This is a genomic window from Arthrobacter sp. Dra40, assembly GCF_059091905.1.
In genome coordinates, this window is sequence record NZ_JBNHHB010000003.1 from 112,356 (window position 1) to 135,394 (window position 23,039).

The 23,039-nt window shown below is 68.6% G+C and carries 20 protein-coding genes; 4 read left to right on the forward strand and 16 right to left on the reverse strand.

The genetic code is table 11. The features are described 5' to 3' along the window. Window positions 1-77 precede the first annotated feature (77 nt). Window positions 78-1,601, forward strand: a complete 1,524-nt coding sequence (exaC, locus tag AC5RWT_RS02935) for an acetaldehyde dehydrogenase ExaC (RefSeq protein WP_494079063.1) — start codon at window positions 78-80, stop codon at window positions 1,599-1,601. A 14-nt stretch (window positions 1,602-1,615) separates the two neighbouring features. Beyond that, the gene (locus AC5RWT_RS02940; RefSeq protein ID WP_494079064.1) at window positions 1,616-2,059 is read left to right on the forward strand and encodes a DUF779 domain-containing protein; all 444 of its coding nucleotides are present in this window, start codon (window positions 1,616-1,618) and stop codon (window positions 2,057-2,059) included. Here AC5RWT_RS02940 and AC5RWT_RS02945 read toward each other — a convergent pair. From AC5RWT_RS02945 to gatC, 5 genes are all read right to left on the reverse strand, one after another. After that, the gene (locus AC5RWT_RS02945; RefSeq protein WP_494044717.1) at window positions 2,056-2,496 is read right to left on the reverse strand and encodes a VOC family protein; all 441 of its coding nucleotides are present in this window, start codon (window positions 2,494-2,496) and stop codon (window positions 2,056-2,058) included. The two genes, AC5RWT_RS02940 and AC5RWT_RS02945, sit on opposite strands and share 4 nt — an antisense overlap. A gap of 67 nt (window positions 2,497-2,563) precedes the next feature. Further along, window positions 2,564-3,451, reverse strand: coding sequence for an aminoglycoside phosphotransferase family protein (locus tag AC5RWT_RS02950; RefSeq protein ID WP_494079065.1), 888 nt, complete (start codon window positions 3,449-3,451; stop codon window positions 2,564-2,566). Window positions 3,452-3,805: 354 nt separating this feature from the next. After that, window positions 3,806-5,317, reverse strand: coding sequence for an Asp-tRNA(Asn)/Glu-tRNA(Gln) amidotransferase subunit GatB (gatB, locus tag AC5RWT_RS02955; RefSeq protein ID WP_494079066.1), 1,512 nt, complete (start codon window positions 5,315-5,317; stop codon window positions 3,806-3,808). Then, window positions 5,318-6,820, reverse strand: a complete 1,503-nt coding sequence (gene gatA, locus AC5RWT_RS02960) for an Asp-tRNA(Asn)/Glu-tRNA(Gln) amidotransferase subunit GatA (RefSeq protein WP_494079067.1) — start codon at window positions 6,818-6,820, stop codon at window positions 5,318-5,320. Window positions 6,821-6,829: 9 nt separating this feature from the next. Next, entirely contained in the window at window positions 6,830-7,126 is a 297-nt protein-coding gene (gene gatC, locus AC5RWT_RS02965) for an Asp-tRNA(Asn)/Glu-tRNA(Gln) amidotransferase subunit GatC (RefSeq protein ID WP_127511844.1), read from the reverse strand. 164 nt (window positions 7,127-7,290) lie between these two features. Between gatC and AC5RWT_RS02970 the strand changes: the two genes are divergently transcribed. Continuing rightward, the gene (locus AC5RWT_RS02970) at window positions 7,291-8,385 is read left to right on the forward strand and encodes a metallophosphoesterase (RefSeq protein ID WP_494079068.1); all 1,095 of its coding nucleotides are present in this window, start codon (window positions 7,291-7,293) and stop codon (window positions 8,383-8,385) included. Window positions 8,386-8,423: 38 nt separating this feature from the next. Here the strand turns inward: AC5RWT_RS02970 and AC5RWT_RS02975 are convergent, their stop codons facing one another. Together AC5RWT_RS02975 and AC5RWT_RS02980 are read right to left on the reverse strand one after the other, a co-directional pair. Next, on the reverse strand, window positions 8,424-8,921 hold the full coding sequence (locus tag AC5RWT_RS02975) for a GNAT family N-acetyltransferase (RefSeq protein ID WP_494079069.1): 498 nt from the start codon (window positions 8,919-8,921) through the stop codon (window positions 8,424-8,426). A gap of 135 nt (window positions 8,922-9,056) precedes the next feature. Continuing rightward, the gene (locus tag AC5RWT_RS02980; RefSeq protein ID WP_494079070.1) at window positions 9,057-9,833 is read right to left on the reverse strand and encodes a hypothetical protein; all 777 of its coding nucleotides are present in this window, start codon (window positions 9,831-9,833) and stop codon (window positions 9,057-9,059) included. Window positions 9,834-10,056: 223 nt separating this feature from the next. Here AC5RWT_RS02980 and AC5RWT_RS02985 point away from each other — a divergent pair, with 223 nt between their 5' ends. Further along, a complete protein-coding gene (locus tag AC5RWT_RS02985; protein WP_494079071.1) occupies window positions 10,057-10,569 on the forward strand; it encodes a hypothetical protein in 513 nt (170 codons plus the stop codon). A 45-nt stretch (window positions 10,570-10,614) separates the two neighbouring features. Here the strand turns inward: AC5RWT_RS02985 and AC5RWT_RS02990 are convergent, their stop codons facing one another. The 9 genes from AC5RWT_RS02990 to AC5RWT_RS03030 all read right to left on the reverse strand — a co-directional run bounded on the left by AC5RWT_RS02990 (window position 10,615) and on the right by AC5RWT_RS03030 (window position 23,004). After that, window positions 10,615-11,103: a DUF2087 domain-containing protein gene (locus AC5RWT_RS02990; RefSeq protein ID WP_494079072.1), complete on the reverse strand. Its 489-nt coding sequence runs from the start codon at window positions 11,101-11,103 to the stop codon at window positions 10,615-10,617. Further along, window positions 11,100-13,274, reverse strand: coding sequence for an NAD-dependent DNA ligase LigA (gene ligA / locus AC5RWT_RS02995; RefSeq protein WP_494079073.1), 2,175 nt, complete (start codon window positions 13,272-13,274; stop codon window positions 11,100-11,102). The genes AC5RWT_RS02990 and ligA overlap by 4 nt, the downstream gene beginning before the upstream one ends. Before the next feature lie 71 nt (window positions 13,275-13,345). After that, the gene (locus tag AC5RWT_RS03000) at window positions 13,346-14,047 is read right to left on the reverse strand and encodes an FHA domain-containing protein (RefSeq protein WP_494044707.1); all 702 of its coding nucleotides are present in this window, start codon (window positions 14,045-14,047) and stop codon (window positions 13,346-13,348) included. A gap of 94 nt (window positions 14,048-14,141) precedes the next feature. After that, window positions 14,142-15,659: a serine/threonine-protein kinase gene (locus AC5RWT_RS03005; protein ID WP_494079074.1), complete on the reverse strand. Its 1,518-nt coding sequence runs from the start codon at window positions 15,657-15,659 to the stop codon at window positions 14,142-14,144. Continuing rightward, a complete protein-coding gene (locus AC5RWT_RS03010; RefSeq protein WP_494079075.1) occupies window positions 15,656-17,164 on the reverse strand; it encodes an FHA domain-containing protein in 1,509 nt (502 codons plus the stop codon). The genes AC5RWT_RS03005 and AC5RWT_RS03010 overlap by 4 nt, the downstream gene beginning before the upstream one ends. Beyond that, entirely contained in the window at window positions 17,161-18,000 is an 840-nt protein-coding gene (locus AC5RWT_RS03015) for a PP2C family protein-serine/threonine phosphatase (RefSeq protein ID WP_494079076.1), read from the reverse strand. The genes AC5RWT_RS03010 and AC5RWT_RS03015 overlap by 4 nt, the downstream gene beginning before the upstream one ends. Next, window positions 17,997-19,250 (reverse strand): RDD family protein, encoded by a 1,254-nt coding sequence (locus tag AC5RWT_RS03020; RefSeq protein ID WP_494079077.1) that lies wholly within the window; start codon window positions 19,248-19,250, stop codon window positions 17,997-17,999. Before AC5RWT_RS03020 ends, AC5RWT_RS03015 begins: the two co-directional genes overlap by 4 nt. Beyond that, complete coding sequence (locus AC5RWT_RS03025) at window positions 19,235-21,655, reverse strand: transglutaminase TgpA family protein (RefSeq protein WP_494079078.1); 2,421 nt, start codon at window positions 21,653-21,655, stop codon at window positions 19,235-19,237. The genes AC5RWT_RS03020 and AC5RWT_RS03025 overlap by 16 nt, the downstream gene beginning before the upstream one ends. Further along, entirely contained in the window at window positions 21,652-23,004 is a 1,353-nt protein-coding gene (locus AC5RWT_RS03030) for a DUF58 domain-containing protein (RefSeq protein WP_494079079.1), read from the reverse strand. The genes AC5RWT_RS03025 and AC5RWT_RS03030 overlap by 4 nt, the downstream gene beginning before the upstream one ends. Window positions 23,005-23,039 lie beyond the last annotated feature (35 nt).

Below are 23,039 nucleotides of genomic sequence, written 5' to 3' on the forward strand. Positions count from 1 at the left end.
CTTCCGTAGGCTCGTCACCACAGACAGCGCAGTCTGCCGGGCCAGCGCGGTCCGGAACCGAAGCCGAAGGAGTCAACATGACTGTTTACGCCCAGCCCGGAACCGAGGGATCACCGGTCAGCTTCAAGCAACGGTATGAGAACTGGATCGGCGGCGAGTGGGTCGCCCCGGTCAAGAACCAGTACTTTGAGAACATCTCCCCCGTGACCGGCAAGCCGTTCTGCGAGGTGGCGCGCGGCACCGCCGAAGACATCGACTTGGCCCTGGATGCCGCACACAAGGCGGCGCCGTCCTGGGGCAAGACCTCGGTGGCGGACCGGGCAGCCGTGCTGAACCGGATCGCCGACCGGATCGAGGAGAACCTCGAACTGCTGGCCGTGGCGGAAACCTGGGACAACGGCAAGGCCGTCCGCGAGACGCTGGCCGCAGACATCCCGCTGGCGGCCGACCACTTCCGCTATTTCGCCTCCGCCATCCGCGCGCAGGAGGGCCGGCTCTCCCAGCTCGACGACGACACCACCGCCTACCACTACCACGAGCCGCTGGGTGTGGTCGGCCAGATCATTCCCTGGAATTTCCCCATCCTGATGGCCACCTGGAAGCTGGCGCCCGCGCTCGCGGCGGGCAACGCCGTCGTGCTTAAGCCTGCGGAGCAGACCCCCGCGTCCATCCTGGTGCTGATGGAACTGATCGCGGACATCCTGCCGGCCGGCGTGGTCAATGTGGTCAACGGTTTCGGTGTGGAAGCCGGCAAGCCGCTCGCCTCCAGCCCGCGGATCCGCAAGATCGCCTTCACCGGCGAGACCACCACCGGCCGCCTGATCAGCCAGTACGCATCCCAGAACCTGATCCCGGTCACCCTGGAGCTGGGCGGGAAGAGCCCGAACATATTCTTCTCCGACGTGGCGTCCGAGAACGATGCGTTCTACGACAAGGCGCTGGAGGGCTTCACGCTGTTCGCCTTCAACCAGGGCGAAGTCTGCACCTGCCCGTCCCGAGCGCTGGTGCAGGATTCCATCTACGACTCGTTCATGGCCGACGCACTGGCGCGGACCGAGGCGATCATCCAGGGCAACCCGCTGGACACGGACACCCAGATCGGTGCGCAGGCCTCCAACGACCAGCTGGAGAAGATCCTGTCCTACATGGACATCGGCAAGCAGGAGGGGGCGAAGGTCCTGACCGGCGGCGGGCGCAACATTCTGGATGGGGACCTGGCCGACGGCTACTACGTGAAGCCGACCATCTTCGAGGGTGACAACAGCATGCGCATCTTCCAGGAGGAGATCTTCGGGCCCGTCGTCTCGGTCACCCGTTTTGCCGGCTACGAGGAGGCCCTGGAGATCGCGAACGACACCCTCTACGGGCTGGGCGCCGGAGTGTGGAGCCGCAATGGAAACGTGGCCTACCGGGCCGGACGCGAAATCCAGGCCGGCCGCGTGTGGGTGAACAACTACCACGCCTACCCGGCGGGAGCGGCGTTCGGCGGTTACAAGTCCTCCGGCATCGGGCGGGAAAACCACTCGATGATGCTGGACCACTACCAGCAGACCAAGAACCTGCTGGTCAGCTACAACGAGAACAAGCTCGGCTTCTTCTAGAGACAGGTCCGCTCATGGCGACTGCTTCACCGCAGCCGGAGGGTGCTCCCAGCCCGCCGGCTGCGCAACACGAGGCGGCGCTCGAGGCCACGGTAGCGCTGCCCGGGGAGGATTTTTCCCGGGTAGCGCTCACCGGTCCGGCCGTCGGGCTGCTGCAGAAACTGTGGGAGACCCACGGGCCGCTGATGTTCCACCAATCCGGCGGCTGCTGCGACGGGTCGTCGCCGATGTGCTATCCGGCGGGCGAATTCCTCACGGCAGATGCGGACGTGTTGCTGGGAACGTTCGACCTTCCGGACCGCGGAAGCCTTGACTTCTGGATGTCGCGGGAACAGTTCGCGTACTGGAAGCACACGCATCTGACCGTGGACGTGGTGCAGGGGCGCGGCAGCGGGTTCTCCGTGGAGGCACCCGAGGGCAAGCGCTTCCTGATCCGCTCCCGGCTGTTCGACGGCTAAGTCAGCCGGGCGTCCTCGGCGCTCGGTCGCCCACGCTCAGCGTGGGTGGCCGAGCGTTGCTCGTTTTCGAAGAGGCAGAACGGATGACCGGCCGGGTCGAAGTAAACGCGGACGTCGTCCTGCGGTTGAAATGCCGCCGGCTCGGCGCCGACTGCTTCCGCATGGCCGCAGGCACTGGTCAGGTCCTCGACCAGAATGTCCAGGTGCATCAGCATCTGTTGCTCGCCGGGTTCTTCGGGCCAAACCGGCCGGCGGTAGTCGTTTTCCAGCTGGAAGGACAGGCCGGGACCGCCACTCGGATTGGCCAACGTGACCCAGTCCGGCTCCTTGGTGCGAACGTCCCAGCCCAGAAGCCGGCCGTAGAAGTCCGCCAGGGCCAGCGGGTCAGGGGCGCCCAAAACGGTGGCGTGCAGCCGCAGACCTCCGGTTCCGGGCATCGCGCCTCCTCTGTTCCGCCAAGCTGTTGCGCAGTCCGGTCATGCTACTGCGGCTTCAGCCCGGCGCCTAGCTTCCGGAGAGCACCTCGGCCAGCGCGCGCTCCCCCACGCCTCGCAACAGCCGGTTGTCGTCGGAGGAGGTCAGCAGCGCCGTCGCCATCGCCAACGCCCAGCCGCGGGCGCGCTGCCAGGTCTCCGGCGACACATCGGTGCGCGATTCGACCGCAGCGATGAACTCCCGGCGTCCCGCCGCATCGAACACCAGCCAGGCAGCGGCCAGATCTGTGGCCGGATCGCCCGCGGTGATGTCGCCGAAGTCGATCACGCCTGCCAGCCGGGTGCCCTCCACCACCAGGTTGCCGGGGTGAAGGTCGCCGTGCAGCCACAGCGCCGGCCCGTCCCACGCGGGCAGGGCCGACAGCTGGCGCCATAGCGCCGCGACGCGTTCCGGCTGCGGAACATCGCCCGAATCCAGCCGCTGCAGGACGGCCGCATTGCGCGAGGCCAGCGGCACGCCGCGGACCGGATTCATCGGCGCGCCGGATGGCGCGGGTAGGTGCAGCGTGGCCACGAATGCGGCCAACCCGGTGGCCAGCGAACGTCGTTCCTCCGCGCGGAGGCGCCAGGCGGCGCGGCCTTCGAGCCACGGCACTACCGACCAGGACCAGGGATAGTACGACGACGGCTTGCCGCAGCGCACCGGGGCGGGCACGGCAACCGGAAGTTCCGGGGCCAGCGACGGCAGCCACTGCTGCTCGTTCACCAGCAGGTCCGCGGCTGCCTCGCGGCGCGGCAGCCGGACGGCCAACTCGCCGCCGAGTTTGAACGTGACGTTGTCCCAGCCGTTCGCCACCCGCACCAGGGGCAGCTGGGCCAGATCCGGAAACTGGTCGGCTATCAACCGCTGCACCAGGTCGTTGGTGACGTCGATCTCCGCAGCGGGCATCAAGGCCATCTGTTTCCGTACTTCCTTCAATCGTGAGGCAAGGTCCCGCCAGCGGCGCGGACAATTGCCTGCTGCTGATCCGATGCGGGTCCTTCCATCAGACCATCCGGGAGCGTCCGGGACCAACCGGACACGCCTGCGCACCCACCTGCTCACTCGGCGATTAAACGGACGGCGCCCCTGCCGGGTCATGGCAGGGGCGTCGTCTGCATCAGGCCTTGGCCGCGGAGCCGCTAGGCAGCGGCGTCGGTCCAATATCGGTGCCGGCCGGCGTGCCCCGATGTGTCAGGATGACGCGCCGGGGAACCGGGCCGATATCGGCGCGGGCCGGGCGAGCCATACCGTGCACTGTTCTCCCCCCGACTAAGCCTGAACGCCGAGTCGTTCGAAAATGAGTTCACGGACGCGGCCGGCGTCGGCTTGCCCGCGGGTCGACTTCATGACTCCGCCGACAATGGCTCCGGCAGCCTGGACCTTGCCGCCGCGGATCTTCTCCGCCACCTCGGGCTGGGCGGCCAGCGCGGCGTCAATCGCTTCCAGCAGCGCGGAATCGTCGGAAACCACGGCCAGGCCGCGCTTCTGAACAACCTCTTCCGGATTGCCTTCACCGGCGATCACGCCGTCCAGCACCTGGCGGGCCAGCTTGTCGTTGATCTTTCCGGCCTGCACCAGGCGGTCCAGTTCGACTACCGTCTGCGGGCTCACGCCCAACTCCGACGGTTCGACCTCGGCTTCCTTGGCCCGGCGGGAAATCTCGCCCATCCACCACTTGCGCGCCACTGACGCGGAGGCGCCGGCGGCGATGGTCTCCTCGATCGAATCCATCACGCCGGCGTTAACGACGTCGCGGAATTCGGCATCCGAGTAGCCCCAGTCGGCCTTCAGCCGCTTGCGCCGCTCGGCCGGGGGCTCCGGCAGCCGGGCACGCAGTTCCTCGATCCACGCTTCGGTGGTGACGACGGGCACCAGGTCCGGCTCCGGGAAATAACGGTAGTCGTCGGCGTCCGACTTCGGCCGGCCGGAGGTCGTGGACCGAGTGTCCTCGTGCCAGTGGCGGGTCTCCTGGACAACCTTCTGCCCGGATTCCAGCACCGCGGCGTGGCGCTGGATCTCGAAGTAGACCGCACGTTCCACCGCACGCAGTGAGTTCACATTCTTGGTCTCGGACCGGGTGCCAAACTGGGTGGCGCCCTTCGGCATCAGAGAGACGTTGGCGTCGCAGCGGACGTTGCCGCGTTCCATCCGGGCATCCGAGACGCCCAGGTTCTTGACGATCTCGCGGACGGCGGCCACGTAGGCGCGGGCCAGTTCGGGAGCACGGGAGCCGGCTCCCACGATCGGCTTGGTGACGATCTCCACCAGCGGCACGCCGGCGCGGTTGTAGTCCACCAGCGAGTACTCGGCGCCCTGGATGCGTCCGGTGGCGCCGCCCATGTGGGTGAGCTTGCCGGCGTCCTCTTCCATGTGGGCGCGTTCGATCTCCACGCGGAACACTTCGCCGTCTTCCAGCTCGATGTCCAGGTAACCGTCGTAGCAGATCGGGTCCTCGTACTGGGACGTCTGGAAGTTCTTCGGGGTATCCGGGTAGAAGTAGTTCTTCCGGGCGAAGAAGCACGACTCGGCGATCTTGCAGTTCAGGGCAAGCCCGATCATGATCGAGTACTCCACGGCCGACTTGTTGACCACCGGCAGCACGCCGGGCAGGCCAAGGTCCACCGGAGACACGTTCGTGTTCGGCACATCGCCGAACGCGTTCGGTGCCGCCGAGAACATTTTCGTCTTCGTGTTCAGCTCAACGTGGACCTCGAAGCCGAGGACCGGATCGTACTTCGCCATCGCCTCGTCGAAGGCGACCAGTTCTAGAGTTTCAGCCATTTACTTCACACCTCCGAGAGCGGGAGCCTGGGCCAGCAGCGGGCCGCCCCACGTGGCTTCCAACAGGTTTTCGAGGCCGGCGCCGGCACGGTACAGGCGGGCATCTTCACGGGCCGGGGCCAGGAATTGGATGCCCACCGGCAGCCCGTCGGCCAGGCCGCCGGGCACCGAGATGCCCGGGACACCGGCCAGGTTCGCCGGAATGGTGGCCACGTCGTTGAGGTACATGGCCATCGGATCGTCCAGCTTTTCGCCCAGCTTGAAGGCGGTGGTCGGAGCGGTCGGCGAGATCAGCACGTCCGCGGCCTCGAAGGCGGCGGCGAAGTCGCGCTGCACCAGGGTGCGGACCTTCTGCGCCGAACCGTAGTACGCGTCGTAGTAGCCCGCGGACAGGGCGTAGGTGCCCAGAATGATGCGGCGCTTGACCTCGTCGCCGAAGCCGGCCGCTCGGGTGGCACCCATGACGCGTTCGATGGTCAGCGAGCCGTCTTCCGGCAGCACCCGGTGCCCGTAGCGGACGCCGTCGTACTTGGCCAGGTTGGAGGAGGCCTCCGAGGGCATGACCAGATAGTAGGCGCCCAGCGCGTACTTGAAGTTCGGGCAGGACACCTCCACCACGTCGGCGCCGGCGCCGCGCAGCAACTCGAGTGCCTCGTCGAAGCGGGCCTGCACACCGGCGGAGTAGCCTTCGCCCTGCAGTTCCTTGATCACGCCGATCCGCATGCCGCGCACGTCGCCGCTCCGGGCGGCCTCGACCAGGGCACCCACCGGATCGTTCAGCGAGGTGGAGTCGGCCGGGTCGTGCCCGCCGATGACCTCGTGCAGCAGTGCGGCGTCCAGCACGGTCCGGGTGACCGGCCCGATCTGGTCTAGTGACGACGCCATCGCGATGGCGCCGTAGCGGGAGACTCCGCCGTAGGTCGGCTTCACGCCCACCGAACCGGTCACCGCGGCCGGCTGCCGGATCGAACCGCCGGTGTCCGTGCCCAGCGCCAGCGGGGCCTCGAAGGCCGATACCGCCGCCGCGGAACCGCCGCCGGAGCCGCCGGGGATGCGCTCCAGGTCCCAGGGGTTGCGGGTGGGGCCGAAGGCCGAGTGCTCGGTGGAGGAGCCCATGGCGAATTCGTCCAGGTTGGTTTTGCCCAGCATCGGCATCCGCGCCGCCCGGATCTTCTTGATCACGGTGGCGTCGTACGGGCTCATCCAGCCCTCGAGCATCTTCGAGCCTGCGGTGGTGGGCTGGCCCACGGTAACGATCAGGTCCTTGATCGCAATCGGGACACCGGCCAGGGCGTGCAGTTCTTCGCCGGCGGCGCGGGCCTTGTCCACGTCCGCTGCGACGGCGAGCGCCTCATCGGTGTTCACGTGCAGGAAGGCGTTGACGTCGCCGTCGACCGCGGCAATACGGTCAAGGTGTGCCTGGGTGACCTCGGTCGAAGACACCTCGGATGCGGCCAGCAGTTCCGCCAGCTTCGCGGCGCTGTGGGTAATCAGTTCACTCATGGGTGCGTCCTACTCCTCGTCCAGGATCGCCGGAACCTTGAACCGGCCGTCGGCCGCGTCCGGTGCGTTCGCCAGTGCCAGTTCCTGGCTCAGGGTCTCGCCCACAACGTCCTCGCGGAACACATTGGTCAGCGGGATCGGATGTGAGGTCGCCGGCACCTCGGGCCGGGCAACTTCCTGGACGGACTTGATCGAATCGACAATTACGTCGAGTTCTCCGGCCATCTTGTCCAGTTCTTCGGCGGTCATCTCAATGTGGGCCAGGCGCGCCAGATGCGCCACCGCCGCACGATTGATCTCAGACATGAGTCTCCTACGCGGATGGATTGCTTTTCCTGTTCAGTCTACCGGCGCAGAAAGGTCGGGAGTCGCCATAAGGACGGGGACGGTCCGACGCGAGAACATGTGATGCCGTTGACTGCCGCCTGCGCAGTGCTTAGACTGACGCCCCACCGCGTCGAGGAGGCCCCATGCGTCCGGCTCGACTGGCAGCGGCAGCCCTCGCCGCCCTTCTGCTCTCGTCCTGCAGCACCCTTCCGCCAAGCTCTCCCGCTCCGGCATCTCCGGCACCTCCCTCCGTCAGCGGTGCGGCGGGCCAGCCGACCACTGCCCCGGATCGGGCCAACCATGCAGGCCCCTCCACCAGGACGGTGGAATTTGCGGCGGCGGGGGACTTCGGCGACGGGGAGGCCGCCGCGGATGTCCTGGAAGCGATGGCGGGTAGCAAGGCACAGTTCGGCCTTGCGCTCGGAGACCTGTCGTATGGAAGCCCCGGTCAAGAATCGGCGTGGTGCAGCTTCGTCACCGACCACTTGGGGCGGGATACTCCCTTGCAGTTGATCTCCGGAAACCACGAAAGCGACGGCCGGAACGGATCCATCGATGCCTTCGCGGGCTGCCTGCCTCCGCGTTTGCCCGGCATCAACGGCGTCTACGGCCGCCAATGGTTCGTCGATATCCCGCAGCGGGATCCGGTGCTGCGGCTGATCATGATTTCCCCGGGTTTGGATTTTGCCAATTCCGGCCGATGGGATTACGTGCCCGGAAACGAGCATTACGACTGGACCGCCGCCGCCATCGACTCCGCCCATGACGCGGACATTCCGTGGGTCGTGGTGGCCTCGCACCTGCCCTGCCACACGATGGGCCGTTACGCATGCGACCCGGGCCCAGCCGTGACGAATCTGCTGGTGGACCGGAAGGTGGACCTGGTGCTTCACGGCCACGAACACCTCTACCAGCGCACGCACCAACTGGCCCTTGGCCCTGGTTGTCCGTCACTGCTGCCCGCCCACAGCGACCGAGCCTGCATTTCCGACAGCGACGGCGACTTCGAGTCCGGCGCCGGCACGGTCTTCGCGACCGTCGGCACCGGCGGGCGGCCGCTGCGCGATGTCAACGCCTCGGATGCCGAGGCGCCGTACTTCGCTGCCTCCTCCGGGAAGAACTTGCAGCCCACACATGGGTTTCTGCAGATCCGTGTGACCGATGACTCGCTGAGCGCCAAGTTCGTCCGTGCCGACGGCGGGAATTTCGTCGACTCCTTCACGCTGCACCGGCCCTGAGCCCGCATCGCTCCCCGCTGCGGCTGCGTTGCGGCGGGCTACAGGCTCTTGACGAAGACCAGCAGCCGGATATCCGTGCCGGGCACCGGCCAATCCCGCTCCGGCACGCGGTCGAATCCCAGCGATTCGTACAGCCGGTGCGCCGCGGTCCAGTCGCTGCCGGTGGTCAGGCTCACCGCATCTATCCCGTCCAAGGTGCGGGCGTGGGCGACGATCGCCTCCACCAGCGCCCTCCCCACGCCGGAGCGCTGCAGCCCCGGGTCGACGGCCAGCATCCGGAATTCCAGTTCGCCCTCCCGGGCGATGTCCGCGTACTCCCCGCCGGCCTGGGCCAGCGTCACCGCGCCGGCGACTTGTCCGGCGCGCTCGGCCACCCAGATCTCGGCGCGTGCGGCCCGGTGCGCCACGTCGGAGACGTGCACCAGGTACGGATGATCGGCTTCCGGAAAATGGCCGGCAGCCAGGTAGGCCTCGCGCGTCAGGCGCGCCACGTCGTCGTAATCAGCTGCGGTGGCAGGGCGGATGGTGATGTGCATGTGCTGGGGCGGGTCCTCGCGGGAAAGTGGGAAAGCACGACGGCGGTGCGTGCCTTAACAGTTTCGCGTACCGCGGGCGGTGCGCGCCAATGCGGTCATCAGTCCGGGCGTTCAGCCGGGCTGGCCGGTTCCGGTTCAGCCGGGCTGGGGGTCGGAGATCTGGCCGGGCCGTCGCTCGGGCTGGTCGCCGCGCTCCGGCCCGGCCGGCGGGTCAGCCAGCGGCAGCAATTCCGGATTGACCTGCCGCTGCAGGGCTGCGAGCGCCTCGGCCGGCAGGGCCAAGAGCCCGTCCAGCTCCTTGCGCGCCCGGCTGTAGGCCAGTTGCCGCTCGGCCGGCGTGGCAGCCCGGTCCACGGCGATGGTCAGCAGCCGGCGGGCGGTGTTCAGCCGCAGCCGTTCCGGCCCGCTGAAGTGTTGGTCGCGGATCCGGTGGGCTTCGCGCTCGGCAATGTCGAAGGCGACCTCAAAGGCGCGCACGGCCTCGCGGTATTCGCGCAGCCGCTCGTCGGTGGCGATTTCCGCCGCAGTGACCGGCAGCAGCCCGTCTGCCGTCCGTTTGGCGCGCAGGAACGCCACGGTGAGCGGTTCACGCACGTCGGACATCATCGGGTAGTCGATCAGTTTCGCTACGTCCAGCTCATAGTCCAGCCAGCGGACGTTGACCGCGTGATGGTCCGCCATCAGTTTCTCGGTGTCGCGAAGCCGCTGCTGGTGGGCGGCAGCGGCAGCGTAACGCCGGTCCGCCTCGCGCCGGGCCGCCTCCGACCATGCGGATTCGCGGCGCTGGCCACCGGCCCGGTTCCCGGCCTGCTGGCGCCTGGTGCGCTTGGCGTGTTGTCCCATGCCGGAGACCACGGCGAAGCCAACCCAGATGAACCACCAGGGAAAACCATCGGCGAAGAACTCGTTCATGGCCGCTCCACACGTCCATGCTCCCATGGCCCGTGACGCGAGTCACGTCTACGTTTCGGTTTGGCTTATAGCAGCGAGTCCCTGGAGGTTGGCCGTCCGCGGGGGCGGCCAGAATCGAACCTGTCTGCCCGCCCTGCCCTTGATCGGCCGGGGATCGCGGAGCATGATACGAGCACCGGGCCTCATCCCTACAGGCCGCTGGGTGAAACGAACGGAGACTTTCATGAGCACGGACCCCACCGTGACCACAACCGTGAGCGTGGTCCGCGCCCTGGCCGCCGGGGCGGTGGCCGGCGCCGCAGGCACCACCGCCCTCAACACGCTCAGCTATCTGGACATGGTCTGGCGGGCCCGCGCCGCCAGCAGCACGCCCGAGGACACCGTGGAAAAGCTGGCCGCCGTCACCGGCGTAACGATTCCCGGAACCGAAGAAGAGCGTACGAACCGCATCGCCGGGCTAGGCCCGTTGACGGGGCTCGTGGTGGGAATCGGTGCCGGCGCCGCCCTGGGACTGGCCCGCGCTGCCGGATTCCGGCCCGGGGTAGTGATCACCTCATTGACGGCCGCCGCGGCTGCGCTGGCCGGAAGCAACGGCCCAATGACCGCGCTCGGAATCACCGATCCACGCACCTGGTCCCGCACCGACTGGATCAGCGACATCGTCCCGCATCTGGCCTACGGGGCCGTAACGGGCGGCGCCTTGCAGGCACTCGACCCGGACTCACGTCGGCGCTGACCAAGCCGGCGCTGACCAGGCTCCCCCTGTCGGACCTTTACCCGGTCAACCGGTGGCAACTGCCCTGCGGTAGGCGCTGCCATCCGGCTCGCGGATCAGGAAACCGTAGTCCACCATGGCGCGCCGGAGCATCGGGACATCCGTGGTGAACGCGGCCAGCTTGGCGTTCACGTCCTTTTCCGTCATCGTCTCCCCCTCGGCGATGACCCGGTCGCGGAGGTAGCCCAGCAGCTCCAGCCGGTCGGCCGCACGATGCGGCAGCACCACCAACCCGCCGGTCAGGAAGCGTTCCGGTCCCGTCGGCTCCGGCGTTCGCGCCGCCGCCAGGGCCGCCTTGAAGACGTCCGGGGCAACGGTGAGGGCACCGCCGTCGTCCATGACCAAGCCGGAGGCGAGCAGCTTCTGCCGTTCCTTGGCGGTCATCTCGGGCTGCTGGCCCAGCACCAGGGCCGCATAGAGTCCGCGCAGCCGGTGACTGGCCAGCGTGGAGAGGATCTGCTGCCAGCTGGTCTCGGCAGGCCGCTCCCCCGTCATGGTGTGCCGGTTTCCAGCAATCGGCGGAATCCGTCCTCGTCCAGGACCGTCAGGCCGAGGGATTCGGCCTTGTCCAGTTTGGTGCCGGCGTTCTCGCCGGCCACCACATAGCTGGTGTTCTTCGAGACGGATCCGGACGCCTTGCCGCCGCGGATAATGATTGCTTCCTTGGCCTCGTCGCGGCTGAAGTTCGGCAATGTGCCGGTCACCACCACGGTCATCCCCTCCAGCGTGCGCGGCGTGCTCTCGTCCACCTCGTCGGCCATCCGCACTCCGGCAGCGGCCCAGGCATCCACGATCTCGCCGTGCCAGTCCACCGCGAACCACTCCTTCAGGGCGGCCGCGATGGTGGGGCCCACGCCGTCCACGTGCGCCAACTGTTCCTCGCTGGCGGCCCGGATGGCGTCCATCGACCCGAAGGCGGTGGCCAGGGCGCGGGAAGCGGTGGGCCCGACATGCCGGATGGACAATGCGACCAGCACGCGCCAGAGCGGCTGGGTCTTGGCCTTCTGGAGTTCCTCGAAGAGTTTCTTGGTGTTGGCTGTGGGGACCGAGGGCTTCTTGGCAGTGCCCTTGGTGTAGAAGTAGGGCACCAGTTCCGTCTCGCCGGTCGGCACGCCCTTGGTCTTCTTCTCGCGGCGGATCCGCACGTCCGCCAGGTCCTCGGGCTTCAGGCTAAAGATCCCGGCCTCGTTGGTGAGCGGAGCCTGCTCGGGTTCGGCCGGGCGGGTCAGTGCCAGCGCCGCCTCGTACCCCAGTGCCTCGATGTCGAAGGCACCGCGGCCGGCCAGATGGGCCACCCGTTCCGTCAGCTGCGCGGGGCAGGACTGGGCGTTCGGGCAGCGCAGATCGACGTCGCCCTCCTTGCCGGGCGCCAGCGGCGTGCCGCAGGAGGGGCAGTCCGTGGGCATCACGAAGTCGCGGACCGGCGGATCCTGCGCCTCGCGCAGCGCCATCACCGGGCCGACGATCTCCGGGATCACATCGCCGGCCTTGCGCAGCACCACGATGTCGCCGATCTTCACGCCCTTGGCCTTGACCACGTCCTGGTTGTGCAGGGTGGCCATCTCCACGGTGGAGCCGGCCACCTTCACCGGTTCCATCACGCCGTAGGGCGTAACCCGGCCGGTGCGGCCCACATTCACGCGGATGTCCAGCAGCTTGGTGTGGACTTCTTCCGGCGGATACTTGTAGGCCACGGACCAGCGCGGCACGCGCGAGGTGTGGCCGAGCGCGCGCTGCAGGGCGAAATCGTCCACCTTGACCACAATGCCGTCGATCTCGTGCAGCAGGTCGTGGCGGTGCTCGCCATAATGCTCGATGAAGGCGAGCACGTCGTCTAAGCTATCCACCACTTTGAAGTAGGGACTGGTGGGCAGACCCCAGCCGCTCAGCAGGGCGTAGGTGTCCGATTGGCTTTCCGCCTCGAGTCCTTCGCGGGCACCGATCCCGTGGACAAACATGTGCAGCGGCCGCTCCGCCGTCACTTTCGGGTCTTTCTGGCGCAGCGAGCCCGCCGCGGAGTTGCGCGGGTTGGCGAACGGCGCCTTGCCGGCCTCCACCATCCGTTCGTTCAGGGCCAGGAAGTCCTTGGTGGGGATGAAGATTTCGCCGCGGATCTCCACCTCGGCCGGAAAGTTGCTGCCGGTGAGCTTGCGCGGAATGTCTCCGATGGTCAGCACATTGTGGGTGATGTCTTCGCCGGTGGTCCCGTCGCCGCGGGTGGCGGCACGGACCAGTTCGCCGTTGCGGTAGAGCAGATTGACGGCCAGTCCGTCGATCTTCACCTCGCTGAGCCAGCGCAGTTTCCTGCCGTTGCCCAGGTTCGCCACGGAGGCGGTGGCACGGTCCACCCAGGCCTTCAGCTCGTCCAGTGAGAAGACGTCTTCCAGCGAATACATCCGCTGCAGGTGCTCCACCGGGGCAAAGGCGGCCGAGACCTCACCGCCGACCTCCTGGGTGGGCGAGTCGTTGGCCACCAGCTCCGGATGCAGCGCCTCGATTTCTTCCAGCCGCCGGTACAGCGCGTCGAATTCGGCGTCCGAGACCAGCGGGGCGTCCTCGTTGTAGTACGCGTAGCGGTACTTGCGGACGGTTTCGGTCAGCTGCTCGTACTCGTCCCGGATCTCGTCGCTCGGGATTTCGTTGGCGGGTGTTTCGACTGTGCTCACCTGACTATCTTGCCCCAGCAGCCCGGTTCAGGCGACGACGGCGGTGCCCCGCCGGGCGGCGGCAGGGTGCGTTAGTCTTCGGCATCCAACTGTTTGTCGAGCAGCGGCAGGTCCGCCGCGGTGACCAGATGGGAAGTCACAGCGTGTTCGACCAGCCGTGCCCGCCGGTTGGTGGCGAGCTTGCCTCCGCCGCCGCGGAGCCCGGCGACGCCCACGCGGTCCAGCTTGTCGCAGACGTTGTCCAGCTTGCGGTTGAACTTGGTCAGCGGCCAGCCCAGCCGGGCGGCCGCCTGCGACGAGGACGGAATCGAGCTCAGCCCGGTGCCGTCGCGCTTGAGCATGGGTTCGGCCAGGGCCAGGATCAGCGCCTTTTGGGAGTCGGTGAAGATCACCGGGCCGATGGTGGTCTCCCCCACCGCGTCCGTGTCCCGGTGTTCCTGGCGGAAGGACGGCGTCTTGACGTGGACGGACAACTCGTAGGTGGTCGGGCCGGCGGTGAAGACGATGTTCGTCAGGCTGAAGACCAGCGGAATCCGCGCGCCCGGCGCCAGCCAGGCCTGCATGCCACCGGTGGAATCGGCGACGGTGGCCGAGATCAGGGATCCCACGTTGGCCAGCCACCAGATGTCGTCGTAGTGGGCAATCTGCAGGAACTTGCGGTGCAGGTACGGATTGTCGTCGATCTCCAGATCGCCTTCGCGCCCGATGGTGAACACGCCGTCGTCCTTGGGTTCATACCACTCCCCGCAGAACTCAATGCTCACATCCGCCACCGGTAGCCCCCTATATGTTGTGTTGACCGAACGGGTCGACGCGAGTTGATCGTTTCACGACCCGCCTTCCTACTCTATTCCAGCGGGCACGTGGCTATTCGTCGGCGCAGCCGCGAACCGGATCCGAGGCCCGGCCGTTCGCCCGCACCACCACTACTTCGATGCAGGTCCGGTCGTTTTCCGCCAGCGGCAGCGCCGCCTTAGGTTCGCCGGTGCGTTCGGGCTCGCCCTGGCCCAGCGCGGTGACGGGCGTCCAGATGAACAGGTCGTCTTCGCGCGGGTCCGGGTTGGTCCAGCTGAAGACGGCCTTGCTTCCTTGCACCCGGCCGTCCAGGTCCTCGGGCGGCACCACGTTGCCGGACAGACCTTCCAAGGCATTGGCCGGCGCCCGGCTGACCGGTGAATCGGGCACTGCTGCCTCCGGTGCCGGCCCGTTGAGCACAAAGATGACGCCGGCAGCCACGGCCGCGGCGGCAAGCGCCCCGGCCGCCCATGCCCAGGGACGGCGGCGAGCGCCGGCGCCGGAGGCCGTCCATTGGTCTTGCTCCGAGTCCCTCAGGACGGTGGAGCCCTCCGGCTCCAGTTCCAGGCGCCGTCCGTCCGGTCCTGCTGGCAGCCGCTCGGTGCGCTCCGGGAAGACGGACCCGGCCGCGGGCGGTGCAGCGGTTGGGTCGATCGAGACGATCCCGCGGACCCGGGTCGCTTCGCCGTCGTCGGCATCCCCGTCGCCAGCGGTGGGCGCGTCCTCCAGCACTTCGAACGGTGTGACCGACAGGTTCAGTTCGGCTTGGACCCGCTGCAGGGACAGCGCGAAGGCGTGGGCCGATTTGAACCGCGAGCCCGGCGACTTGGCCATCGCGGTGGCCAGGGCCAGTTCCAGCGATGCCGGCACATCGGCACGGCGCAGCGGCGGCAGCGGTGAATGGGCAATGCGGTCCATCAGTTCACGCTGCGAGTTGTTCCCGCCGGGCTGCAGGAACGGGGAGCGTCCGGCCAGCAGCGTGTAGACCGTGGCGCCCAGGGCCCAGATATCGCTGCGGGTGCCGTTGCCGGCGTCGCCCTTGAAGGCTTCCGGCGGCGACCACGGAATGGACATGCCGGCGTCGGTCTCCGCGGCGTCGGTGCTGGAGGAGATGCCGAAGTCGGTCAGCGCCGGCCGGTTGTAGTCGGTGACCAGGATGTTGGCCGGTTTGATGTCGCGGTGCGCAATTCCCGCCCGGTGCGCGGTTTCCACGGCGGAGGCCACCTGGATGCCGAGGGTCAGGACCTCGCCCACGCCCAGCGGCCCCTGGCGGTAGCGCGCCTCCAGGCTGGGCCGGGAGCAGTACTCCATCGCCAGGTAGGAATGTCCGTCGGCGGTGAGGTTGGCCTCGTAGATCGTGACGATGAACGGATGGGTGGACAGCTGCGCCATCAGGTTCGCCTCGGATTCGAAGCGGCGGCGCGCGTCCTCGGTCCTCAGCCCGGACAGCAGCACCTTGACGGCCACCCGGCGCTTGGGCCGGTCCTGTTCGTAAAGGTACACGTCGGAGAAACCGCCCGAGCCAAGCAGCCGGACATAGCGGTAGCCGTCAATGTTCGGCGGCGGCGCGGGCGGACGCTTCACGCTCACGGAAGGTCCTCGAAGCGCAGCGAGATGCCGTCCCCCAAATCGGCGATGTCGCCGTCCAGCAGCATGACCGCTTCCCCATGGCCCAGCCGCCGCGGAGCTTGCCGGCCGCGCAGCAGCACCGTGCCGTTGGTGGACTTCAGGTCCGCCAGGATCACGTGCCAGCCTTCCAGCCTAACTTCCACGTGCGAGCGGGAGATATCCCCGCTGGCGCTGTGCACCGGAACCAGCCGCGGCATCACGCTGCCCTGCACCCGGTTGGCCGAAGGCTGCCGTCCGACGATCACCGGTCGGTCCAGCTCCACCACGTCACCGGTGGAAAGCCGCATCCGCCCGAGTACCGGCCGTTGCACCTCCTGTGCGTCCTCGTCCAGCGGAGCTCCGCAGAGGGAGCAGGCGGAACTGGTCGGCGGGTTGGCGTGGCCGTCCCGGCACATCCGGGCCAGCACCATTGGCGCGGTGCTCGGCGCCGACGCCGACGGGGCAGCGGCCGCGGCGGCGGCGGGCGCGGCGGGAACATCGGGCAGTTCGCTGCGCATCAGCGTCTGCCCGTCGTGGTCGCCCTCGAGCCCGGCCGGCTGGGCGGCCGGGCTCGGGCCGCGGTTTGCCGAAGCCGCTGGCTGCGGCTCCGGGGCCGCCGATGCCGCAGCGCCCGCGGAAGCGGACCGTGTCAGCCAGGGAACGGCGTCGATCAGGTCCGTCGGCTGGGCCGGCTTCCCGCCTGTCCGGCCTGCCGGAACGTTTAGTGCGACAGCGGTGCTCCCCCGGGCTGATTCCGACGACTGTTGATGTGGTGCTGTTGGCCGATTGGCCCGTTGCGCGGCGGCATGGATGATCGTCTGGTCCAGGTCGTCTTCGGCCGCCTCGGTGTCAGGTGTCGTCTGGCCGCCGGCCGGCTGCTCCCCCGCGGGGGCTGGGTCTGCCGCGGCGGCAGCGCCGTCGAGCTCATCATCCGGCACGTAGATGCCCGTCATGTCCCAATTCTCGAACAACCCGGGCCCGGCGAAGGCTGGCTCCGGGGCAGCGGAAGCAGCCGGTACATCAGCACCCGGTGCCGCGGCGGGTACCGCACCCAGCCGAAGGCTTCCCAGCTGCACGGCGCCGGCGCGCAGCGGCAGCCACGGTCCAGACCGGACTGCCGAATCGGTCCCGCCGGATCCGGCCGCAATGCTCACGCTCTCGGACGCCAGCCGTCCTTCGGTCCAGCTGGAGACTCCGCGCCCGCTCAGTTCCTGCCCGTCCGCATCCGCGGTCACCACCACGTCTCCGCGGAGCACCGCATGGATGCCGTCGGTGGTGGAGACGATGCCGAACTGAGGCATAGCGGCCAGGTTGGCGCCGCAGCGGGATACGACGGTGCCCAGCAAAGACTCGAGGGTGGCACCGGACTCCAGCGCCTGCCAGAGCTGCTGCACCAAGTCATCGGCGGCACCCGGTTCCAGGAGCACTGCGGTGCCGCCGCTGAGCAGGCCGATCCAACTCCCCGGGCTATAGATCTGGCCCGTCACCGGCCATCCTCCTCCGAGGCCGGCTCTCCCGGAGCCGCCAGCCGGGGCAGCGTCGTCGTATCCTCCTGCCGTGGCGCGGTCGAGGCATCCTCAAGATCGTCCTGGAGGCCGTCGGCGTCAATCACCACCACGGTGATATTGTCCCGTCCGCCCGAACGCAAAGCCGCCTGGATCAGCGAATCGACCGCGTCCTGCGGCCGGGACAGCGAGGTGAGAATGGTGTAGATGTGGTCATTGCTGACCTCCGAGGTCAGCCCGTCGGAACAGATCATGATCCTGTCCCCCGGTTCCACCGGCACCATCCAAAAATCGGGCTGGTTGTCTTCGCCGGTGCCCAGCGCCCGGGTGACAACATGCCGGCGCGGATGAACCAGCGCCTCCTGCGCCGTGATCCGTCCCGCCTCCAGCAGTTCCTGCACCTCGGAGTGGTCCACGCTGATCTGTTCAAGCCGGCCCTGGTGCAACCGGTAGGTGCGGGAATCGCCCACATTGAAAACCAGCCAGTAGGGCACACCGCGTTCGGTAACCAGCGCCGCGCCGGACACCGTGGTCCCCGCACGGGATGCGGCAGCGGCCCTAATCCGCGCATCCGCCCGGGCAATCAGCTGTTCGAGCTCGTGGGCGCCCAGCTCGTGACTGGCCACGTAGTCGCGCATCGTCTCCACGCAAATGCGGCTGGCCACTTCCCCGGCCTCATGTCCGCCCATCCCGTCGGCCACCACGAACATGGTGCCGTCGGCCAGATACGCGTCCTCGTTCAGCATCCGCCGTAATCCACGGTCGGTGCCGGCCCCGACATTGAGCCGGATGGGCCCGGCGCCCGATGCCGTGCTCATGCCGCTCCGATGGTGAAGCTGCGGTCGCCGAACTCGACGGTGGCACCGGGAGCCGCTGCCACGGGTTCCCCCGGGGTTAGCTGCCGGCGGATGCCGTCAGCACCGGTCACGGCGGTGCCGTTGGTGGAGTTCCGGTCGGTGACCCACACCGTGGCCCCGTCCACGCGCAACAGCACGTGGGTCTTGGAGACCGAGCGTCCCATATCCGCGAAGTCGATCAGTTGGTCGATGTTCTCGCCGGCGGCTGCGGCTGGGTTGCGCCCGATCAGGGCCGTCGTTTCAAGTACCACGTCGCGCCCGTCGTCGAAGGTCAGAGTGAATGGGCCCGCCTGCGTGCCGGACGCGCGGACCAGGGTAGCGGCGAACTCTTCATCGGGATGCTCGTCCGCGCTGGCAACTTCCGCAGCCGGTCCCGCAGGCGCGCCTGCCGCTGCCGGTCCCGCCATGGCCAAGGCGTACGACGGCGCGGCCTCCCGGGTGCCCACCTCACCAAGCACCGATGATGGCGGGGGCACGGCGATGGCCGGGGCAGCGGGGGCAACTGTCGTAGCAACCGGGGCCGGTGCCGCATCGGCGTCGACGTCAGCACTGAATCCCGGGATCGCGGAAATAACGCCCGGAGGCTGCCGGGCCGCCTCCACCGGGGAGGCCCCGTGCGGATGCAGCCCTTGCGAAGCCGCGCTGGCAAAGCCGGCGTCCGCGTCGGTGCCCTCAGGAGCGAAAGCCGCGAGCCCGTACAGCCCGCCGGTGGTCAGCGGGTCGCGGCCCTGCGCCACATCCAGCACCAAGGTCTTGGCTACCTTGTCATGCCAGCCCTGGCGCTTGTGGTTCCGGTCCCACACGTTGGAGACCACCACCACGACGGCGCCCACTGCCAGCACCAGTCCGCCGACGGCGATGATCAGGCCGCGCAGGAAGATGGCGCCCCAGCCGGCAGCATGGCCGTCCTCGTTGGCGGTGCGCAGGCCCAGCACAAGGTTGCCGGGGGTCTTGCCGGTGGTGGCTTCCCAGCCCCACAGCCACACGGTGTAGGCCAGCGACACCAGCGATGCCAGTCCAAGCCAGAGGAACAGCCCGCCCACCGCCGAACCTGCCGCGGAGGCGCTGCCGGAGGCCGCGGCCTGCAGCACCACGGGAACGCTGGCGGCATAGGCGGCCAGCATCAGGACGGCCGGCGGAACCTTGTCGATCAGCCACGCCCCGAGCCGTTTTCCGGCCGAGGCGCTGACCAGATTCAGTCTTGCTGCCACGTGCTGCTCCCGCCTTGTTCCGACCGTCCGGCCTGTGAGTCTACTGTACGGATCTTAGCCACGGCCGGGGCACGCCCACGCTGCGCGAGCCGCCGCTTGGCGTCGGCCAACAGCGAGCGCGGCGTGTATTTGGCCCGCTGCCGCTGCCAGAAGCCCAGCGAGCCCTTCATCTCCGCCAGCGACTGATCCACGTGATCCCAATACTGCTGCACCTGGACCTCCGTGGGCTCGGCGGCCCCAAAGATCGCGGCGTCGGCCCGCCGCGCCAGCAGCGTGGTGCCCGCCGCCGTCGTCGGGAATTGCTCCGCCAAGGCGGACGCGTGCTCGCGCCGGGTGGCATTGGGCGCCGCCCGCGCTCCCATGTCGGTGGCCAGCGAGATCACTTCCCGCCAGCCGCCGCCCACCCGCTGGCTGGGCAGGCCTTCGCAGGCCCGCCGCTTGCGCCGGCGCAGCTTCAGCCAGGCGATCAGCAACAGCGGAGCCAGCAACACCGCCAGCGGAATGGCGGCCAGCCCCACCGCGGCGAAGAGCCAGCCCCACTGGTCCCAGAACGACTTGTCCTGCTGCTCGGCGTCCTGCGGTTCCGGAGCAGTGTCAGGCGGCAGTTCGGCCGGTTCCTGCGGCGGTGGCGGCGGCTGCAGGACCTGCGGCTTCGGCGTCGACTTGGGCTCCTGCTGCGGCGGAGTCGGCTCGTTATCCTCGTCCGGGGTGGGATCGAACGCGACCCAGCCGGCATGTTCGAAGGCCACCTCTACCCAAGCGTGCACGTCCTCGCCCTTGATCTCCACCGCTCCGGAGGCGGCGCGGCTCTCCTTTTCATCCGGGTAGAAACCCATCACAACCCGCGCCGGAATGCCCAGGTGCCGGGACATCAGCGCCATGGCGACGGCGTACTGCTCGTCGTCGCCAATCATCTGTTCGGCGTCCAGCAGTTGGATCATGCGCCCGGCGTGATGCCCGGACAGGCTGCGGGCCTCGTCTTCCTTGCCGTTGCTGAAGAAGCCGTTCTCGTGCAGGTTCCGCTCCAGCTGGCGGACCTGTTCGATCGGCACCGTCGCTTCGCCCACGAACTCGTTGGCCTTGGCGGCAATGATGTCCGGCACCCGGGCCGGTTTCGGCAGTCGGACGGACGCGAAGTCGTACTGGGCCAGCTGGGCGTCTTCCCACCGGCCCGGAAAAGTGGTCTCGACCGAGTAGCCGTCGCCAGCTTGCAGGTATCGCGTGGTCAGCGCCGTCTTCGAGTCGTCGTTGTAGAACAACGAACCGCCCAGCTCGCCGGCACGCTCGCCGTCGAACGCCAAACCGTTGATCCGGCCGCCGGCCGGCAGCCAGACGCCGCTGTAATCCTCGATCCGGATGTCCAGCCGCGTGTTGTCGCCGGACACTTCGCCCAGCGAACCGGCGTCCCCCACCGGCGTGAAGTTTCCGCCGCTTGCCGGATTCACGTTGTACACCGTGCCGTCGAAGGTATCCAGCGCCGCCAACCGCACCCGCTGGCCCTCCGGCAGCCCCGCCACGGTGAACAGTGTCTCGTCGGGCCGGTCCTTCACGTAGCCGCGGAAATCCATCAGCGGGCTCGGGTAGTCATAGAGATTGACCGGCGGCACGACGACGTCGCGCAGCACCTCGCGCTCGCCCCGCGCCGTGAGCGCGGGGCCGGCCAGCGCCGTCAACACCACCGCCCCGGCGAGCATGCCGGCGCCCAGGCCCAGCCTCCGCCGCAGCCCCGCCCGGTGCGCGGCCGGGTCGGCCAGCGCAGGGCTGGCCGCCACGCCGGCGGACGCATCGCCGCGGCCCAGGTGGCGGTGCCACGCGAGCCAAGCCGCCGATACCGCGACCAGCAGCACGCCGCGCAGCACCGGCAGCGCCGGAACGTCGGTGCCAAAGGCGATGCCGAGCAGGAAAAACGCCAGCACCGGCAGCAGCGGCCAGTACGGTTTGCGGACGCGCCACGCCAGGGTGCCCGCCAGCAGAGCCGAGGCCAACGCGCCGAGGAACGGCACCACCAGCATGCCGCCGGAGACTCCCACCGGCGGGGCAACGGTGAGGATGTCCTTCCACGCGAAGACGAAGCCGGTCAGCACGGTGCGCAAGGACTCCAGCGACGGCAGCACACCACCAATGGCTTCGGTGGGCGCGGCGAAGGCGCTGCCGAACAGCAGGTAGGCACCCAGCCCGGCGGTGGCCGTGGACAACAGCCCCGACCGGTAGCGCGCGCAGGCCAGGGACAGCAGCAGCCCGACGGCGATGCCGCCGAAACCCGCGATCAGGTAACGGCCGTTGCCACCGAAAACGTGGTGGAAGCCGGCCAGCCCCAGTCCGAGCAGCAGCACCAACACTGCCGCGTCGATGGCCAGCTGGCGTCCCGGCCGCGGCAGCCACGCCGCCTTTGAGCTGCCGTTCATGCGGCGGCCTTCCGGAGCACGATGGCCAGGTCGTCCAAGCTAGGCAGCGACAACACGGACAGGTCGCCGATGGTCGCCCGCGCTGCCTCCAGCCCCCCACCGCAGCGGATGGCGAAGGCCCGGATGCCGGCCGGCACCGCGGACGACGCCTGGCGCAGCTGGGTGGCCGAGACCCGGTCTCCGACGACCAGGAACATGACGGACGCGTTGGGAACGGCCTCGGCGGTACCGCGGGCCAACTCCACCGCGGTGGAACGCTGCGGCTTGCCTTCGATCCGCGTCATCTCATCCAGCAAGATGCGGCCGGTTTCGCTGCGCAGCGGGCCCCGCTGGGTCAGCATGCTCAGGTTGCGCTGCTCGCGGATGGCCTGCAGCCCGATCGAGGCCGCCACGGAGACGGCCAGCTCGAAGTCCTCCTCGGAGCTGTATTCCTCCGTGTTGGTGGAGACGGCGACGGCCAGGTGCGCGCGGCGGGTCTCCTCGAACTGGCGCACCATCAGCGAGTTGGTGCGCGCCGTCGTCTTCCAGTGGATGTAGCGGCGGTCGTCACCGGGGACGTAATCGCGCAGCGCGTGGAAGGAAACGTCGGCGCTGGCCAGTTCCTTGGTGGGCAGTCCCTCCAGGTCGCGGATGAAGCCGGAGGCCGAGCTGCCCAATGCCGTGGTGCGCGGATGAACGAACAGATCGGTCGGTTCCGTCCACATCATCTGGCGGCGCAGAAGACCCAGCGGATCCTGTCGCACGGAGCGGACCGGGCCAACCACGATGACGGCGCGGCGCTGGGTCGGGATGGTGAACAGGTCTTCGTGCACCTGCCCGGCCTTCATCCGCGGCAACTGGAACACCGCCGTGGCCGCTCCCACCGGCAGCTCCAGCGCGGCCGGCAGCAACGGCTTGTCCGCGGTGTTCGTCACGGCCACGCTGCCCACGGCCCGGTCGCCGACGGCAACCCGGGTGCGTGCCAGATCCAATTCGACCCCGTACGAAGAACGGCCGAGGACAAAGCCGATGGCCAGCAACAGCAGGAACAAGCCCATCAGCGCCGCGATCTTGGCTTCCTGCCAGCCGAAGGCCGCCCCGAGCACCAGCAACAGCAGCGTGCTGCCGGCCAGCACCCAGCCCAACGGACTGACCGTTTCCAGTACCGGCCTGAGGTAGCGCCCGGCGGACTTCTGGAGCCGCCGCCAGCCCGGCTGCAGGTATTGCTCGGCGAGCGAGGCTGCTTGGGAAGCCAGCGAGGCCGGATGCAGCAAGCTGGACTTGTCCGGGGCTACCCGGCGGATCGTTTCGCCGAGGCCGCCGAGCCTGCTGGTCTGCTCCGTGTCCCGCTTGGTCGCCGTCTCCGTCATGCGGACCGCTCCGGCGGGAATCGATTCTCCTGCAC

Bases quoted from the DNA above. Each gene is read 5' to 3' on its own strand.
- exaC (WP_494079063.1), top strand. From the start codon at position 78: ATGACTGTTTACGCCCAGCCCGGAACCGAGGGATCACCGGTCAGCTTC.
- AC5RWT_RS02940 (WP_494079064.1), top strand. From the start codon at position 1,616: ATGGCGACTGCTTCACCGCAGCCGGAGGGTGCTCCCAGCCCGCCGGCT.
- AC5RWT_RS02945 (WP_494044717.1), bottom strand. From the start codon at position 2,496: ATGCCCGGAACCGGAGGTCTGCGGCTGCACGCCACCGTTTTGGGCGCC.
- AC5RWT_RS02950 (WP_494079065.1), bottom strand. From the start codon at position 3,451: ATGGCCTTGATGCCCGCTGCGGAGATCGACGTCACCAACGACCTGGTG.
- gatB (WP_494079066.1), bottom strand. From the start codon at position 5,317: ATGGCTGAAACTCTAGAACTGGTCGCCTTCGACGAGGCGATGGCGAAG.
- gatA (WP_494079067.1), bottom strand. From the start codon at position 6,820: ATGAGTGAACTGATTACCCACAGCGCCGCGAAGCTGGCGGAACTGCTG.
- gatC (WP_127511844.1), bottom strand. From the start codon at position 7,126: ATGTCTGAGATCAATCGTGCGGCGGTGGCGCATCTGGCGCGCCTGGCC.
- AC5RWT_RS02970 (WP_494079068.1), top strand. From the start codon at position 7,291: ATGCGTCCGGCTCGACTGGCAGCGGCAGCCCTCGCCGCCCTTCTGCTC.
- AC5RWT_RS02975 (WP_494079069.1), bottom strand. From the start codon at position 8,921: ATGCACATCACCATCCGCCCTGCCACCGCAGCTGATTACGACGACGTG.
- AC5RWT_RS02980 (WP_494079070.1), bottom strand. From the start codon at position 9,833: ATGAACGAGTTCTTCGCCGATGGTTTTCCCTGGTGGTTCATCTGGGTT.
- AC5RWT_RS02985 (WP_494079071.1), top strand. From the start codon at position 10,057: ATGAGCACGGACCCCACCGTGACCACAACCGTGAGCGTGGTCCGCGCC.
- AC5RWT_RS02990 (WP_494079072.1), bottom strand. From the start codon at position 11,103: ATGACGGGGGAGCGGCCTGCCGAGACCAGCTGGCAGCAGATCCTCTCC.
- AC5RWT_RS03015 (WP_494079076.1), bottom strand. From the start codon at position 18,000: ATGAGCACGGCATCGGGCGCCGGGCCCATCCGGCTCAATGTCGGGGCC.
- AC5RWT_RS03025 (WP_494079078.1), bottom strand. From the start codon at position 21,655: ATGAACGGCAGCTCAAAGGCGGCGTGGCTGCCGCGGCCGGGACGCCAG.
- AC5RWT_RS03030 (WP_494079079.1), bottom strand. From the start codon at position 23,004: ATGACGGAGACGGCGACCAAGCGGGACACGGAGCAGACCAGCAGGCTC.